Below are 16,586 nucleotides of genomic sequence, written 5' to 3' on the forward strand. Positions count from 1 at the left end.
CGGCGCGGGGAGCAGGTCACTGTGCCGTGTACCGGGAGGCGAGCGCGCGCAGGCGGGTGTGGGCCGACTCGTAGACCGCCGTGTCTCCCGCGTAAGCCTTGGGCAGCTTGGCGACCATCGTGTAGTTGGTGTCGCACACGTTGCCGACCGGCGCCTGCCCGGCCTGGCTGACGAGCTGGTAGGCGTCGAGCGTGTCCAGCCCGGTCAGCTGCGACGTCCAGGTGACCAGGTCGTGCTGGCTGATCCGGTACGCGTCCTCCAGCGGCCTGGCCGACCCGGTGGACATCAGGTGCAGGTCGTCCTCCAGCCGGGGCCACGGCGTGGCCACTCCCTTGATCAGCTCGACCGCGACCACCGTGTTCATGGCCGACTCGACCGCGGTGCCGCACACCTCTCCGTGGCCCTGCAGCCCGTGGCCGTCGCCGATGGAGAACATCCCGCCCTCGACGTTGACCCCGAGGTAGACGGTGACGCCGGCGCGCAGTTCGGGGGTGTCCATGTTGCCGCCGTGCGCGTCGGGGGTGATCGTCATGCGGGCCTCGTTCGCGGCCGGGGCGACGCCGACGGTGCCGTGCATCGGGTCGAGCGGCAGCTCCACGCTGAAGTCGCTGGTGCGGGCGTGGTAGACGGCCACGCCCTTGGCGAGGTCGATGTCGTAGCGCCAGACGCGTTCCTCCAGCGGCGGCTGCAGCATGGCCGTGGTGTGGGTGCCGGTCAGCGCGCCGAAGTGGGGGAACGTCGTGGAGACCGCCCAGTCCCTGGCCGGGGTGATGCTGATGAAGTGCAGGGCCAGCGTGTCGCCGGGCTCGGCGCCCTCCACGTGGAAGGGGCCGGTCACGGGGTTGAGGTAGGGGAACTCGCACACCTGGGACGGCAGGTCGTCCACGCCCCGGACGAGGCCGCCGAAGCAGTCTTCCGTGTAGAGCTCCACGATCGTGCCCGGCCGTACCTTGCCGACGGGGGAGCGCCCGCCGAAGGTGTAGCTCAGTTCCTCCGGCGCGGGGCGGTAGGAGACGACGTTCACGAGACCTCCGTGGGAAGTGTGGGCTTACGGCCGATCAGATAGGTGATGCCCAGAACCGCCAGGCCGATCGCCAGCCAGACGCCGCCGACCCACTGGGCCGCGACGTTCTGGTTGTACACGACGGCCACCAGGACGGCGAAGCCGATCACGGGGGCGACGAGGTGGGCCCACCAGTTGGTGCTGCGCCGCCTGATCACGTAGTGCACGACGACGGAGACGTGCAGCACCAGGAACGCGGTCATGGCGCCGAAGTTCACCAGCGAGGCCAGCTCGCCGACGCCGTTCGCCCTGGTGCTCATGAAGACGCCGAGGACGAGCGAGACGGCGGCCACCGCGAGGGTCGCGTTGACCGGCACCTTGTGCCTGGCGTTCACCCGTGACAGGAAGGCGGGCAGCTGGCGGTCGCGGGCCATGGCGAACAGCAGCCGCGACGTCGCCGCCTGCGCGACCAGCGAGTTGGCGAAGCCCCACGCGACGGCGGTGGCCACGGCGGTGAGCACCGCCAGCCACGGCCCGCCGGCGTACGCGGCGGTGTCGTAGAAGGCGTTGCCCGCGGGGTCCCCGTTCGCGATCAGGGCGTCGCGGCCGGGCGTGAGGAGCGCCGCGACCCAGGTCTGCGTCACGAACAGCACGGCCGCCAGGCCGAGGGCGGCCAGCATGGACCTGCCGAGCCTGCGGGCGTCCTCGCGGTTCTCCTCCGCCAGCGTGGAGATGCCGTCGAAGCCGAGGAACGACAGGACGGCCACCGACGCGGCGGCGAACACCACGCTGAAGGTGAACCCGGACGAGTCGAAGATCGGCGTGAACGCGCCGGTCTGCGCCTTGCCCTGGGCCAGCGCGACGCCCGCGACCACCAGGAAGATCGCCAGCACGACCAGCTCGGCCGCCAGCATGATCCGGGTGATCCTGGCCGTCATCCGGATGCCGAGGTAGTTGACGACGGTGTTGAGCACCACGAACGCCGCCAGCCAGGCCCAGACGGGGATCACGGGCACGAACGAGTTCATGGCGACGCTGGCCACCAGGTAGAGCAGCGACGGCACGAGCACGTAGTCGAGCAGGATGGCCCAGCCGGCCATGAACCCGACGGGGGCGCCGATGCCGCGGCCCGCGTACGTGTAGACGGATCCGGCCATCGGGAACGCCCTGGCCATCTGCGCGTACGACAGCGCCGTGAACGCCATCGCCACCAGGCCGATCACGTACGCCAGTGCCACCATGCCGTGGGACACGGAGAAGACGTTGCCGAAGATCCCGAACGGCGCGATCGGCACCATGAAGATCAGGCCGTAGATCATCAGGTCGGTGAAGCCCAGCGAGCGCTGGAGCTCCTGGCGGTAGCCGAACTGCTCGATCGTGCTCATGGACGGCTCCTTCTGCATCGGGGGGTGCATCGGGGGGTGCAGTGGGGGTGCAGCGGGGGCGTTTCGCACCTTAGAGCTAAAGCTTTCTATTGAAAAGGTTTCTCTAGAAAGAAATCCAGGCCGTCCGCCCTCCCGAGGTGAACGGGATGGCGTACCTGCCGTCCGAGCAGGGTGAGCGTCCCGCGCGCGCTGGTGATCGTGGTGCCGTCGGCCACCGCGTCGAGCGCCGGCACGGCCAGCGACCCCGCCCGCGCGCACAGGGCGGCCAGCATGGCGACGGCCTCGTAGCAGCCTTGGCCGTGGGCGTTCAGCATGGGAGCGTCAGGGCCGAAGCGGGCGGCGTACCGCTGCGCGAAGCCGAGGCTGGCCTCGGTCGGCAGGTCGCGGAAGTAGCCCATCGACGCGTACAGCCCTCCCGTGGCGTCCCCGCCGATGCCCAGCAGCCCGTGCTCCTCCAGCGCGCCGCAGAGCCGGGCCGCGCCGAGCCCGCCGGCCGCGTACGCGCGGTTGAAGTCCACGAGGTCGCTGCCGATCAGCGTCAGCAGGATGGCGTCGGGGCGGGCGGCCGCCACCCGGTCGAGCCGCCGCACCGCGTCGCCGTACGGCACGAGGCTCTCGCCCACCACGGTGGCGCCGGACGCGCGCAACAGCGGGCGGGCGCTCGCGTGCACCAGGCGCGGCCAGATGTAGTCGTTGCCCAGCAGGAACCACCGGCGTGCCCGGCGCGCCCCGACCAGCCACTCGATCCCCGGAGCGAGCTGCCGGTCGGGGGTCTCGCCGAGGAAGTAGACGCCCGGCGCGTGCCCGCCGCCTTCGTACGGCGGCCCGTAGACGAACGGCACTCGCCCGGCGATCGCGGCCACCACCTCGACCCGCACGTCACTGGCGTGGGCGCCCGCCACGGCCTGCACGGTGCCGGTCCTGACCAGCTCGGACACCTCGGCCGCCACCTGGCGCGCGGGCCGCCCGCCGTCGACGAGGACCAGCTCGACCGGCCTGCCCAGCATGCCGCCCGCGGCGTTGAGCTCCTCCGCCGCCAGGACGGCGCAGTTGATCGCGCAGGGGCCCATCAGGCCGAGGACCCCGGACACGGGCACGACCAGGCCGATCCTGATCGAACCTGACGGGAGGAGCCGCGCTTCGAGAGGATCGACGGTCGCCGCCACGCCGACGAGTATCCTCCCTTCAAGCTCTCCGATGAAAGGACCTCCTCCAATGACCTCCTCCGGGCTCGGGTCCTCGCTCGCCTATCTGCTGAGCCGCGCGGAGCGCAGCGTCAACCGGGGGCTGGCGGCCGCGCTGGCGGGCGAGGACGTCACCGTCGAGCAGTGGCGCATCATGCGCGCGCTGGCCGACGGGCGGGGCGACTCGATGGGCGAGCTCGCCGCGGCCGTGCTGATGCCCCACCCGACCCTGACCAAGGCGATCGACCGGCTGATCGAGCGGGCGCTGGTCTACCGCGGGCCGTCGAAGGGCGACCGGCGGCGGGTGGCGGTGTTCGTCTCGGACCGGGGGGCCGAGCTGCTCGCGCGGGTGGACGGCGCGGTGGCCGAGCACCACGGGCTCGTCGCGGTCGCGTTCGGCGCCGAGCGCACCGAACGGCTCATGAGCGATCTCGAGGGCCTGGTGGCCGCGCTCGACTACGCCGAGCTCAGGAAGTGAGCCGGGGACGTAGGTCCGGGGAGTGAGCCCAGGGAAGTGAGCCCAGGGAAGTGAGCCCAGGGAAGTGAGCCCAGGGAAGTGAGCCCAGGGAAGTGAGCCCAGGGAAGTGAGCCCAGGGAAGTGAGCCCAGGGAAGTGAGCACAGGAGCCGGGGCCCGCCCCGGACTGCGGGCCCCGGTCGTTCTGGCCGGCGGTCGTCCTTGACCTCCGGTGGTGCCGGCGCGCTGAGGCGGTCCTCAGCCGTGCCGGCTGCCGGTCGTCACGGGTAGAGCCCGCGCATCCGGTGCGCGTCGGCCACCCGGCCCACGCCGATGACGTGCGCCGCCTGCCTGAGCGTCAGCCCGCGTTCGGCGGCCAGCGACTTCACCTCGGAGTAGGCGCCCTGCATGAGGTCGCGCAGCTTGAGCTCGACCTCGCCGGAACTCCAGGAGTAGGCCTGCATGTTCTGGACCCACTCCAGGTAGGACACGATCACCCCGCCCGCGTTGGCCAGGATGTCGGGCACGACCGTGGTGCCGGAGGCGGCGAGGATCTCGTCGGCCTGCGGCGTGGTGGGCCCGTTGGCGCCCTCGACGATCAGCCTGGCCCGGACCCTCGGCGCGTTGGCCTCGGTGATCGCGCCTTCCAGCGCGGCCGGGACCAGCACGTCGACGTCCAGCTCGAACAGGTCGTCGCGGGCCAGGGCGTCGGCGTGGCGGTAGCCGTGCACGCCGCCCTCCTCGGCGGCCCAGGCGCGCAGCCGGGCGATGTCGAGGCCGCTGCTCGCGTAGACGGCGCCCGTGACGTCGGAGACGGCCACGACCTTGCAGCCGGCGTCGGACAGGTATTGTGCGGCCAGCGCGCCCACCTTGCCGAAGCCCTGCACGGCCACGGTCACGCCCTCGGGCGAGCCGCCCAGCGCGGCCAGCGCCGCGATCTGCACGCCGCGCGAGGTCGCGCCCGCACGGCCGAGCGAGCCGCCCAGCGTCATCGGCTTGCCGGTGACCACGCCGGGCACGGAGTAGCCGGCGTTGACGCTGTAGGTGTCCATGACCCACGCCATCGTCTGCTCGTCGGTGCCGACGTCGGGCGCGGGGATGTCCTTCTCCGGGCCGATCAGCGGCAGGATCTCGTTGACGTAGCGACGGGTCAGCCGTTCGAGCTCGCGGGTGGTGAGCCCGGCCGGGTCCACGGCCACGCCGCCTTTGGCGCCGCCGTACGGGATGCCGACCAGCGCGCACTTCCACGTCATCCACATCGCGAGCGCGGTGACCTCGTGGATGTCGGTGCTGGGATGAAACCGGAGCCCGCCCTTGGCGGGGCCGCGTGAGACGTTGTGCTGGACCCGGTATCCCTGGACGACGTCGAGCCGTCCGTCCTCGCGCCGCACCGGGACCGAGACGGTCAGGGAGCGGCGGGGCGTGGCCAGCATCGTGCGGAGCCCGTCGTCGAGCCCGAGCTGCTCGGCGGCCTGGTCGAGCTGGTGGAGAGCGGAGTCGAGCGCTTGGCGGCCCGGTGTGATCAGGGCCGGCGTCGTTGACGGCACCATGATGCTCATTGAAGAGTTTCCTCCTGGTATTTACGCCCTTTTTGCAGGAAAGGCGCCATTGCCTTCCACTTTGGGCGATGTTGTTACGATCATCCTATAGGCGAGGGGTTTGGACTTGCCTAGGACTTGGAAGAAGTCCAAGCCGGTGACCGAGGTGCCACGAGCGGCGCCACTCTGGCAGGCTTACGAGCGGATGTATGCCGAATCGTCGATCTGAAGGAGTGGAATGCCCGCACTCGTGGTGGGGCCGATGCTGCGTTATGTCGATCGTGACAGCGCCTCGATCTGGGTGGAGACCGCCGACCCCTGCACGGTCACCGTCGAAGCGGACGGCAGGGCTTACCGGTCGCCTACCTTCACCGTGCACGGACACCACTACGCGATCGTGGATCTCGTTGGACTCTCCCAGGATATCGGGTCCTATTCCGTCACACTCGACGGGGAGGCCGTATGGCCCCTGGCGGGTCGCCCGCCCAGCCGGATCAGGCTGCTGCCCGCCGAAGGGGTGCGCAAGCTGATGTTCGGCTCGTGCCGCACCAGCGTGCCCCACGACGCCACACACGTGATCACGCACGGCTACGACATGCTGAGCGAGCTCGGCACCCACCTCGCGCAGGCCGGCGACGAGGAGTGGCCCGACCTGCTGCTGTTCCTCGGCGACCAGGTCTACGCCGACAGCCCGTCGCCCGAGGTCCTGGACTACATCAGGTCGCGAAGGGACACCGAACCGCAGGGGGAGATCGCCGACTTCGAGGAATACGCCGAGCTCTACCGCCAGGCGTGGACCGACCCCGACATCCGCTGGGTGTTGTCCACCGTGCCGACCGCGATGATCTTCGACGACCACGACGTGCGCGACGACTGGAACACCTCGAAGACCTGGCGCGAGCAGATGGCCAGGACACCGTGGTGGCGCCGCCGGGTCGTCGCAGGGCTCGGGGCCTACTACGTCTACCAGCACCTCGGCAATCTCTCACCGGCCGAGCGCGCGGCGGACCCGCTCCTGCAGAAGCTGCTGAGCGGCGACGGCGACACCGGGGACGCGCTCGACGCGTTCGCCGACAGGGCCGACACCGAGCCGAGCAGCAACCGCTGGAGCTACGCCCGCGACCTCGGCGACACCCGCCTGATCATGGTCGACACGCGGTGCGCCAGGCAGCTCACGCCCGGCGACCGCCGCATGCTCGACCCCGACGAGTGGGCCTGGCTGGAGGAGCAGGTCACCCGCCCGGCCGAGCGGCTGATCATCGGCTCGTCGATCCCGTTCCTGTTGCCCGAGGGCGTCCACGGCGTACAGAACTGGAACGAGGCCCTGTGCGACGGCAAGTGGGGCCGCCTGGTGGCCAGGTGGTCCGAGATGCTCCGGCAGGCCGTCGACCTGGAGCACTGGGCGGCGTTCCGCCGCTCGTTCGAAGACCTGGCCGGGATGCTGATCAAACTCGGCAAGCCCGTGCTGATCCTCTCCGGCGACGTGCACTACTCCTACCTCGCCAAGGCCAACACCGGGCCGATCTACCAGGTCGTGTGCTCGCCGATCCGCAACCCGCTCAGCCGGGTGCTGCGCTGGGCCAACGTGCTGACCCAGTTCGGTCTGGCCACGCTGGTGGGCGGCCTGCTGGCGCGGTCGGCGGGCATCCCGAGAGCGCCCTTCCGATGGCGGATCGTCAAGGGCCCCTGGTTCCAGAACGCGGTGGCCACCCTGACCCTCCCCGGCACGCTGACCTGGTACGAGTCGCGCGACGACGCCATAAAGCCGATCGAATCCGTACGCGTGGGCTGAGTCCCTACCGCTCCTTCAAGGCGTAGAGAGCATCGGTGAGCTGGTCGATCCCCCAGATCAGGTCGTCCTCGGAGACGACGATCGGCGGAGCCAGCCGGATCGTGGATCCTTGCGTGTCCTTGACCAGCACGCCGCGCCTCAGCATCGCCTTCGACACCTCGCGCCCGGTGGCCAGCGACGGCTCGATGTCCACACCCGCCCACAGCCCACGCCCGCGGATCTCGGAGACACCCTTGCCGAGCAGGCCGCGCAGCCGGGCGTGCAGAGTTTCGCCGAGCTTGGTGGCCCTGGCCTGGAACTCGCCGGTGTTCAACAGCTCGATGACCGCGATGCCCACCGCGCACGCCAGCGGGTTGCCGCCGAACGTGGACCCGTGCTGGCCGGGGTGGATGACGCCGAGCACGTCGCGGTCGGCCGCGATGGCCGACACCGGTACGACGCCGCCGCCGAGGGCCTTGCCCAGGACGTAGATGTCGGGCACGACCCCTTCGACGTCGCACGCGAACGTCCGCCCGGTGCGGCCCAGCCCTGACTGGATCTCGTCGGCGATCATCAGGATCCCGCCGGCCGAGCACAACTCCCTGACCTCGGTCAGGTAGCCGTCCGGCGGGACCAGCACCCCGGCCTCGCCCTGGATGGGCTCGACGAGCACGGCGACCGTGTTGGCGTCGACGGCCTGCCTGATCGCCTCGGCCGAGCCGTAGGGCACGATCCTGAAGCCCGGCGTGTAGGGGCCGAAGTCGTCGTGCGCGCCGGCGTCGGTCGAGAAGCTGATGATCGTGGTGGTGCGGCCGTGGAAGTTGTTCTCCATCACGATGATGTTGGCCTGGCCGGGCTCGACGCCCTTGACCTCGTAGCCCCACTTGCGCGCCACCTTGATGGCGGTCTCGACGGCCTCGGCGCCGGTGTTCATGGGCAGGACCATGTCCTTGCCCGTGAGGTCGCCCAGTCCGGCGCAGAAGTGCGCGAACTGGTCGTGGTAGAAGGCGCGGCTGGTCAGGGTCAGCCGTTCGAGCTGGTCCCTCGCCGCCTCGACGATCTTCGGGTGGCCGTGGCCGAAGTTGAGCGAGGAATAGCCGGACAGGCAGTCCAGATAACGTTTGCCCTCGACGTCGGTGACCCACGCTCCGTGCGCCTCGTGGATCACCACGGGCAGTGGGTGGTAGTTGTGCGCACTACGGCTTTCGCTGATCTCGATCAGCTCTGCGCTGGTGGTCATGGTCAGTTCTCCCCCCTGATCTCCAGTGTGCAGCACTTGGGGCCCCCACCCGCCTTACGCAGCTCCGACAGGTCGACCGGGAGCACCTCATACCCTCGGCGCTTGAGCTCCAACTGCAGGTTGGAGGCCTCGGCGTTGATCACCACGTGGGTGCCGTCGCTGACCGCGTTCAGGCCGAGCACCTCGGCGTCCAGGGCGGTCGCCAGGACGGCGTCGGGGAACAGGTGGCGCAGCACCTCCCGGCTTCCCCGCGAGAAGGCCTGCGGGTAGTAGGCGACGTTCCGGCCGTCCAGCGGGAACAGCGCCGTGTCCAGGTGGTAGAAGCGCGGGTCGACCAGGGTCAGCGAGATCACCGGCCGGCCCAGGATCTCCTGTGCCTCCTGGTGGGCGCGCACGTCCGTGCGGAAGCCCGTGCCGGCGAGGATGATCTCGTCGAGCGCGAGGAAGTCGCCCTCGCCCTCGTTGACGTGTTGCGGCTCGTGCGCCGGATATCCGCGTTCGGCGAACCAGCGCAGATAGGCCGGGCCCTCGGGACCGCGCTGCGGGTAGGCGAACCTGGCGCCGTAGACGCGCCCGTCGACGACCAGCGCGCCGTTGGCGGCGAACACCATGTCGGGCAGCCCGTCGATCGGGTCGATCAGGCTGACGCGATGGCCGAGTTCCTCGTATGCGGCTTTGAGGCCTTCCCACTGCCGAACCGCGATGTCGCGGGACGCGCCGGCTTCGGGGCGCATCCACGGATTGATGCTGTATTCGACGGCGAAGAACTCAGGGCGGCACATGAGGAAGTGTTTGGGCATGCAGCGCTCCATCATCGTTGACCAGGGAAAATCCCACTCTGGAGGGACGCAGCCAGCCTAGGAACCGCCCGTCATGGCGGCCAAGAGGTCGACATTGCGTATATGCGCAGGTCTGTTGCGTCTTTCAGGCGTCGGTGGACGGTCCGTTGCGCGGTTGGGGCACGGTGGTGCCAGGCGGTGCGTCGACCAGCCTGGAGAGCACGATGACGCTCTTGGTCCGCACCACGAACGTCTCCGCCGCGATGCGCTCGATCACCCGCTCCACGTGGCGGACGTCCGTCGCCCGGATGTGCAGCAGCGCGTCGGCCTCGCCGGTGATCGTGGCGGCGCCCACCACCTCGGGGAACTTGGCCACGGCCAGCGCGATGTCCGACGGCTTGGTCTTGCCCTGGCAGAACAGCTCCACGTAGGCCTCGGTCGTCCAGCCCAGCGCCTGGGGCGCCACCCGCGCGCTGAACCCGGTGATCGCCCCCGTAGCGCGCAGCCGGTCGACCCGGCGCTTGACCGCCGACGCGCTCAGCCCCACGTGATCACCGATGTCCGCGTACGTCGCACGGGCGTCGTCGACGAGCGCCGCGATGATGTCACGATCAAGCCGGTCCAGTTCCACGCGCTCTGTATACAGCCTGGCCAGGCTGGCGCGCGACGTGCGGCGCGCGGGACACTGGGCGCCCGAACCGTGTCCGGAGGGTTTCACCACGATGAGCGCAGCGAGTTTCCCCGAGGGTTTCGTCTGGGGAGTGTCGACCTCCGCTTTCCAGATCGAGGGGGCCACGACCGCCGGCGGCCGCGGCCCGTCCATCTGGGACGGCTTCTCCGCCGACCGTGCCGAGGCGTGCGACCATTACCACCGCCATACCGAGGACGTGCGGTTGATGAAAGACCTCGGAATAGCCGCCTACCGTTTCTCGGTGAGCTGGGCGAGGGTGATTCCCGACGGCTGCGGAAAGGTGAACACGGCCGGGCTCGACTTCTACGATCGACTGCTCGACGAGTTGCTCGCCGCGGGCATCACGCCCTATGCGACCCTTTATCACTGGGACCTGCCGCAGGTGCTGGAGGACCAGGGCGGCTGGCCGGTCCGCGACACCGCCCGCCATTTCGCGGATTACGCCGCGGCCGTTCACGAGCGGCTCGGTGACCGGGTCGACACGTGGTTCACGGTGAACGAACCGTGGGTGGCGGCCTTTCTCGGATATGGCTCCGGCGTTCACGCGCCCGGCAGGACGTCGGCGGCCGACGCCTTCCGCAGCGCCCACCATCTGCTGCTCGCCCACGGGCTGGCCGTTCAGGCGCTGCGCGCCGCCGGAGCCGCCAAGGTGGGCGCCGTCGTCAACATCTCACCCGTGCTGACGCCCGCCCAGGTGAGCGACGCCGGCAGGGAGTTGAGCGAGGAGGACGCCGAGGCCGTGGCCAGGATCGACGCCCTGGCGAACCGGCAGTTCCTCGACCCGATGCTGCGCGGCGCCTACCCCGCCGACCTGATCCCGCTCATCGAGCGCCACGCGGGGCTCGGCCACGTCCGCGACGGCGACCTCGACGTCATCGCCCGGCCCATCGATCTGATCGGCGTCAATTACTACGCGCCGCTGGTGGTGCAGGCGCAGCCCAGCGAACCCGCCGATCCGGCTTTCCCGGGAAGCGAGGGCGTGCTCTTCTGCACGGTGCCCACGGCGGTCACCGCCATGGGCTGGCCCATCGTGCCCGGTTGCCTCTCCCAGCTGCTCGGCCGCCTTTCGCGGGAATATCCGGAAACCGACCTGATGATCACCGAGAACGGCGCCGACTTCGTCGACGTGGTGACCGGCGACGGCATTCACGACGTCGACAGGATCAGCTTCATCGAGGAGCACCTGCGCGCCCTGAGATCCGCGATCGAGAACGGCGCCAGGGTCCGCGGATACTTCGTCTGGACGCTGCTCGACAACCTCGAATGGGCCGACGGTTACCAGCGCAAGTTCGGCCTCGTGCACGTGGACTTCGCCACCCAGAAACGCCGTCCGAAGGACAGCGCCCGGTGGTATAAGGACGTCATCGCGCGCAACGGCCTGACCGAGACCCGCCCCAGGCGGCCCACCCTGGAGACCGTGGCCGCCCGTGCCCGCGTCTCCAGAGCCACGGTCTCGCGCGTCGTCAACGGAGAGAGCTCGGTGAGCTCCGAGGTGCGCGCGACGGTGATGCGGGTCGTCAGAGAGCTCGGCTACGTGCCCAACGCCGCCGCCCGCAGCCTGGTCACCAGGCGCACCAACACGGTCGCCCTCGTCCTGTCGGTGCCCAGGCAGGGCGGCGATCCGCTGACCGCGGCCGTCGTCCAGTACGTCACCAGCATGCTGGAGGGCGCGGGCAAGCAGATCACGCTCATGCTGGCCGACACCGCCGAGAGCCACCGCCGCATCGCCTCCCACGTGGAGGCGCGGCTGGCGGACGGCGTCGTGCTCCTGCCGCCCGACCGGGCCGACACCCTGGCCGAGCGGCTCTCGCGGACCGGCGTGCCGATCGTGCTGCTCGGGAAACCCGCGGTCACGTCGCTGGTGCCGTACGTGGACGTCGACAACGCCGGGGGAGCGGCGGCCGCCACCGAGCACCTCATCGCGCGCGGGCGCCGCCACATCGGCATGATCTGCGGCCCCATGGACCTGACCTCCGTCCAGGACCGCCTCGCCGGTCACCGGGCGGCTCTCCACCGCGCCGGCATGAGTCCGATCCTGGCCCCGGCCGGCGACCTCACCCGCGCGTCCGGCGCGGCGGCCGCGCGCCGGCTCATCGGCGACAACCCGTCACTGGACGCGATCTTCGCGGCCGGCGACCAGCTCGCCATCGGGGCGTTGCGGGCGGCGCAGGAGACCGGGCGGCGGGTGCCGGACGACCTGGCGATCGCGGGCTTCGACGACGTCGACGCCGCCTCGGCCACCACCCCGCCGCTCACCACCGTGCGCGTCCCCGTCGCCGACCAGGCCCTCGCGCTCGCCCGGCTCCTGCTGTCGCGCCTGGAGGGCCGCCACGTCACGTCCGTCGTGCTCCCGGCCCGGCTCGTGGTCAGGGACTCCACCTGACGCCTGCCCTCTTCGGGCGCGTGCCGCGCCCATATCGCCGTACGTCGAAGCGGTGGGCCTGCCGGCCGGGGCGGGCCCGTACGCACGGGGTTCACCCGCGTACGGGCCCGCAGGGCGGTCAGGAGGTGGAGAAGGTGAACCAGTTGACGTTGACGAAGTCGGCCGGCTGGCCGCTGCTGAAGGTGAGGTAGACCGTGTGCGTCCCGGTCACCCCGGAGATGTTGGCCGGGATGGTGCGCCAGCTCTGCCATCCGCCGGTGTTCCCCACGGCGAAGTCACCGATGGGCGTGGCCGTGGGGCTGTCGAGCCGCACCTGCACCAGCCCGCTGACCCCGGCGCCCGCCCCGGACGCCACCCTGGCCTTGAACTGGCGGGCGGCCTGCGAGCCGAACCGCACCCCGTCGAAGCGGAGCCAGTCGCCGTTGGAGATGCCGCCGACGTTCTGGCCGCCGCCCGAGTCGGTGGTCGTCTCGACCATGGTGCCCGACTGGGCGTTGTAGCGTTCGGCCTGGATGGTGGAGCGGGCGTCGACGTCGCCGGGCGGGTCGGTCGGGTCGGGGTCGGGGTCGCCGCCGCCCGTGCCGCTCTGCCAGACCGCGACGTAGTCCACCATCATCGGCCTGCCGGGCACGGTGTCACCCGTGGGGGTCCCGAAGCCGGCCACGCCGTTGGGGAACGCACCGCCCATCGCCACGTTGAGCAGCAGGAAGTAGCCGGCGTGACCGGTCATGTTGTTCCAGGTCGTGGCGTCGAACCGGGACTGGCTGAGGCTGTGGAACAGCTGGCCGTCCACGTACCAGCGCAGTTGGTTGGGGCTGACGCTGCGGTCCCACTCGAAGCGGTAGGTGTGGTAGCCCGACTGGCACGACGAGCCGGGGCAGGCGCGGCTGGCGCCGAGGCCGTTGTTCTCCTCGCACGGCCCGCCGGGGGCGACGCCGCAGTGGAGCACGGCCCAGACGGAGTTGAGGCCGTTGACGTTCTCCATGATGTCGAACTCGCCGATCCCCGGCCAGTTCCAGTAGTTCCCCCGGTACGGCGACCCGAGCGCCCAGAACGCCGGCCAATAGCCGAGGGCGGCGTTGCCGGTCACGTTCGGCATCTGGATGCGGCCCTCGATGCGCAGGATGCGCCCGTCGGCGGGCTTGAAGTCGGATCGCCTGGTCTCGATGCGGGCCGAGGTCCACTCGCCGGAGCCGCTGCGGAGCGGGGTGATGCGCAGGTTGCCCGAGCCGTCGAGGCTGAGGTTGGAGGTGCTGGAGGTGTAGTTCTGGATCTCGCCGGTGCCCCAGTTGGCCGGGCCGCCGGGGTACGCGTGCCCCGTGTCGATGATCCAGTTGTTCGATGAGGGCAGGGTGTTGGCGGGGCCGTCGAAGTCGTCCGACCAGACCAGTGACCAGCCGGACGGCGTGGACGGCACGGAGGCCGAGGCGCCGGCGGTCATCTGGACGAGCAGCCCGGTGAGTGCGGTGAGCACCACGGCCACGGCCGCCAGGCGGCGCCGGTGCCTGTTTGCTGTTGTCATCATCGCTCCGTAGGGGGGTTGGATGCGAGAGAGCGCTCTCTCAACGATGTGAACACAGCACCTGAGAACTGTCAACGATCAGGGCACGGGCACCCCACCCTCGGGTAGGCGCCGACCGGAGAGCTTCTAGAGAGCGCTCTCGTTGCGACTCGTGCCGTACGCCGTGCAGCAGGTCCACGGCGGTCGCGCCGGTGAGATCCGCGGCACCGCGCGCACGGCGGTGCCGCGGATCTCACCGGGTCAGCCCTTGGCGGTCTCGCCGTTGGCCTGTGCCTGCTCCATCGCCTCTTCCGGGGAGGCCTCAAGGTCCTGCTCGGCGTCGGCGGACTGGGCGGTGGACTTGTCGAGGCGGACCCAGCTCGTCACGCTCTCCACCGCGAACAGGACGAACAGGTAGGCCGTCAGCACCGCCAGCACCGGGGTCAGCGCTCCTAGCGCGGCTCCGGCGCCGATGATGATCAGGCGCAGCTCCCATCCGAGTCCCGCGTGGAACACCCAGGCGGGCGGCCAGATGCTCTGGCGGGTGCGGTAGACGGTGTCGTAGGTGTGGTAGCCCACGACGTACACCAGCACGAACAGCAGCCACCTCGGCGCGTCGGCCGCGAGACCGATGGCGATCATGGTGAGGAACTCGGTGCCCCGCAGCAGCGGCGGGGTCAGCCAGTCGAAGCGGCCCAGGTGGTCGCGCGGCGCGGTGGGCAGCACCAGCAGCAGCATGATCGCCACGGGCAGGAGCAGGATCGGGCCCGCCTCCAGCACGCCGGCGACGACGAGGCCGACGATCGCCAGCAGGGCGACGAGCGTGGCGGGCACGGGCGGCAGGCCCCTGCCGATCTTGCCGGCCAGCGCGTGGGCGAGCGGGCCGTCGTCGCGGTAGGCGAGCAGACGGGCGGTCTGGATGCGGCGGCGTTCCTCGTCGGGGTCCGGCGTGGGGGTGGCCATGGCCTGCGGTTGGGTGATCATACGAGCGACCTCATGAGGCGTCCGGTGAGGGTGTAGATGGCGGCGACGGAGCCCCAGATCACCAAGGTGAGGAAGGTGATCCGGGCGTCGAAGAGGGCGGCGGTGATCGCGATGGCCGCGAACCGCTCGCCGATGGGGAAGACGATCATCTTACGCGCCCAGTGGACGGCGCGGTTCTTGCCCGCCTTGCTCCACAGCTTGAGCACGCCCCGCACGCCCTGGTTGCGCTCGACCTTGCGACGCGTCAGCGCCTCGCGCAGATCGCGGTCGTCGGGCGCGTCGAGCGCCAGGGTGGGCAGCTTGGCCGGTGGCTTGCGGCGGTTGGAGATGCCGAAGGAGAAGTCGAGCAGGTGGCGCACCGACTGCAGGCCGAGGGCGGCCAGCGCCAGGATCCAGATGTCCTCGCTGTTGCCGGAGACCACCCAGCCGATGGCCAGCCCGGCGAAGACCACGTATTCCTTGAACCGGTCGAACGTGGCGTCCAGCCATGCACCGAGCACGCCGAACTTGCGGGCGTAGCGGGCCACCTGCCCGTCGACGCAGTCGAAGACGAACGCGAAGTAGATCAGGATCCCGCCCGCCACCATCCACGGGCGATCGCCCGTGGCGAAGCACGCGGCCGCGGCCACGCCGAGCGCGATCGAGATCAGCGTGACCTGGTTGGGCGTCAGCCCGCGCCTGGCCGCCCAGCGGGCGATGAAGCGGGAGTAGGTGGAGACGAAGTAGGTGGTGAAGAAGCCGTCGGCGCCCTTGACCGCGTTGTTGAGCCTGGAGCGGTCTTCGTCCATGCCGGTCATCTCGGCGCCCGCCTCGTTGACCTCCTCCTGGGTGGTGACCCGGCGGTAGAACAGATCGCGGCGGCCGCGGATGCCGACCGACACGCCGTTGCGCACCAGGCCGAACACGATGAGCTGCACCAGGTCGTCGTCATCGCCGAAGCGGTGGGCGATCTCGGCCAGCTCGCGGCAGGTCTCGGCCAGCACGGGCGCGTTGCGCGCGCTCACGTGCAGCGGGCCGAGCAGCGCCGCGTTGGGCCTGGTGACAGCGTGGTGGGCGGTGCCCACCGAGACGATGCGGTTGGACTTGCCGATGCGGGCGCGCACGGGCAGGCCTTCGAGGCGTTCGTAGCCGATCTCCGGCTCCGCCTCCGCGATCGGGACGCGCCCCTCCGTAGCGGGCTCGTCGTCGCTGTCTTCCTGGCCGTTGTCCTCCTGACCGGTGTCCTCCTGCGCCTCCTCGGTGATCCCGTAGCGCGGCTCCTTCGCGACGAGCGCCAGCGCCCCGCGCTTGGACTTGGTGATCTGGTAGATCAGCTCGTCGTGGACGACGGAGTTGGTCGGGATGATGAAGAGGTTTTCCGTTGCTGATGCGGCGACATCGGCCAGGGCTCGCAGGGCGGCGGCCACATCGCCTGACTCGATGGTGGCGGGCCGCGGATCCATGGAGGTGACCTGGCTGCGTAGTCGTTCGGCCACGGTGGGGTTGCCGGTAAGCGCGGCCAGCCTCAGGCCGGTCGGAGAGGTTTCGGGGCCGGGCGAGGCGCCCAGCAGGACCACGCGGGTCATGTCTCCCTTTCGAGGCGATTGCGGGGGGTTGAACAACGGGTGATGCGGGGACAGGCGTCAAAGTCTAGTGAGGGTTACGCAAAGTCGCGTCAACAGAGCATGCCCGT

The 16,586-nt window shown here is 70.4% G+C and carries 13 protein-coding genes; 3 read left to right on the forward strand and 10 right to left on the reverse strand.

Annotated features, from left to right (window positions below; all coding sequences use genetic code 11):
* Window positions 1-16: 16 nt before the first annotated feature.
* From ABGB14_RS01880 to ABGB14_RS01890, 3 genes are all read right to left on the reverse strand, one after another.
* Window positions 17-1,024, reverse strand: coding sequence for an acetamidase/formamidase family protein (locus tag ABGB14_RS01880; protein WP_347641740.1), 1,008 nt, complete (start codon window positions 1,022-1,024; stop codon window positions 17-19).
* Complete coding sequence (locus tag ABGB14_RS01885) at window positions 1,021-2,388, reverse strand: APC family permease (protein WP_347641741.1); 1,368 nt, start codon at window positions 2,386-2,388, stop codon at window positions 1,021-1,023. The genes ABGB14_RS01880 and ABGB14_RS01885 overlap by 4 nt, the downstream gene beginning before the upstream one ends.
* Before the next feature lie 86 nt (window positions 2,389-2,474).
* A complete protein-coding gene (locus ABGB14_RS01890) occupies window positions 2,475-3,554 on the reverse strand; it encodes a substrate-binding domain-containing protein (RefSeq protein ID WP_347641742.1) in 1,080 nt (359 codons plus the stop codon).
* A gap of 49 nt (window positions 3,555-3,603) precedes the next feature.
* Here ABGB14_RS01890 and ABGB14_RS01895 point away from each other — a divergent pair, with 49 nt between their 5' ends.
* Window positions 3,604-4,050 carry a MarR family transcriptional regulator gene (locus ABGB14_RS01895; RefSeq protein WP_347641743.1) on the forward strand — a complete coding sequence of 149 codons (447 nt, stop codon included), beginning with the start codon at window positions 3,604-3,606 and terminating at the stop codon, window positions 4,048-4,050.
* 258 nt (window positions 4,051-4,308) lie between these two features.
* Here ABGB14_RS01895 and ABGB14_RS01900 read toward each other — a convergent pair whose 3' ends face one another.
* Window positions 4,309-5,586 carry a Glu/Leu/Phe/Val dehydrogenase gene (locus tag ABGB14_RS01900; RefSeq protein ID WP_347641744.1) on the reverse strand — a complete coding sequence of 426 codons (1,278 nt, stop codon included), beginning with the start codon at window positions 5,584-5,586 and terminating at the stop codon, window positions 4,309-4,311.
* Window positions 5,587-5,803: 217 nt separating this feature from the next.
* Between ABGB14_RS01900 and ABGB14_RS01905 the strand changes: the two genes are divergently transcribed.
* Window positions 5,804-7,357: an alkaline phosphatase D family protein gene (locus tag ABGB14_RS01905; protein ID WP_347641745.1), complete on the forward strand. Its 1,554-nt coding sequence runs from the start codon at window positions 5,804-5,806 to the stop codon at window positions 7,355-7,357.
* Window positions 7,358-7,361: 4 nt separating this feature from the next.
* Here the strand turns inward: ABGB14_RS01905 and rocD are convergent, their stop codons facing one another.
* The 3 genes from rocD to ABGB14_RS01920 all read right to left on the reverse strand — a co-directional run bounded on the left by rocD (window position 7,362) and on the right by ABGB14_RS01920 (window position 9,986).
* Complete coding sequence (gene rocD, locus ABGB14_RS01910) at window positions 7,362-8,576, reverse strand: ornithine--oxo-acid transaminase (protein WP_347641746.1); 1,215 nt, start codon at window positions 8,574-8,576, stop codon at window positions 7,362-7,364.
* Window positions 8,577-8,578: 2 nt separating this feature from the next.
* Entirely contained in the window at window positions 8,579-9,376 is a 798-nt protein-coding gene (gene ddaH, locus ABGB14_RS01915; protein ID WP_347641747.1) for a dimethylargininase, read from the reverse strand.
* Between the two features lie 124 nt (window positions 9,377-9,500).
* Window positions 9,501-9,986 (reverse strand): Lrp/AsnC family transcriptional regulator, encoded by a 486-nt coding sequence (locus ABGB14_RS01920; protein WP_347641748.1) that lies wholly within the window; start codon window positions 9,984-9,986, stop codon window positions 9,501-9,503.
* 91 nt (window positions 9,987-10,077) lie between these two features.
* Between ABGB14_RS01920 and ABGB14_RS01925 the strand changes: the two genes are divergently transcribed.
* On the forward strand, window positions 10,078-12,429 hold the full coding sequence (locus ABGB14_RS01925) for a GH1 family beta-glucosidase (protein ID WP_347641749.1): 2,352 nt from the start codon (window positions 10,078-10,080) through the stop codon (window positions 12,427-12,429).
* A gap of 118 nt (window positions 12,430-12,547) precedes the next feature.
* On the opposite strand, the gene ABGB14_RS01930 is transcribed toward ABGB14_RS01925, so the two are convergent.
* The 3 genes from ABGB14_RS01930 to ABGB14_RS01940 all read right to left on the reverse strand — a co-directional run bounded on the left by ABGB14_RS01930 (window position 12,548) and on the right by ABGB14_RS01940 (window position 16,479).
* Window positions 12,548-13,951 carry a glycoside hydrolase family 16 protein gene (locus ABGB14_RS01930; RefSeq protein WP_347641750.1) on the reverse strand — a complete coding sequence of 468 codons (1,404 nt, stop codon included), beginning with the start codon at window positions 13,949-13,951 and terminating at the stop codon, window positions 12,548-12,550.
* 240 nt (window positions 13,952-14,191) lie between these two features.
* Entirely contained in the window at window positions 14,192-14,914 is a 723-nt protein-coding gene (locus ABGB14_RS01935) for a DUF5941 domain-containing protein (RefSeq protein ID WP_347641751.1), read from the reverse strand.
* A complete protein-coding gene (locus ABGB14_RS01940; RefSeq protein WP_347641752.1) occupies window positions 14,911-16,479 on the reverse strand; it encodes a CDP-alcohol phosphatidyltransferase family protein in 1,569 nt (522 codons plus the stop codon). Before ABGB14_RS01940 ends, ABGB14_RS01935 begins: the two co-directional genes overlap by 4 nt.
* Between the last annotated feature and the right edge of the window lie 107 nt (window positions 16,480-16,586).

The organism is Nonomuraea sp. B10E15, assembly GCF_039871615.1.
In the GTDB taxonomy this organism is placed as follows: Bacteria; Actinomycetota; Actinomycetes; order Streptosporangiales; family Streptosporangiaceae; genus Nonomuraea.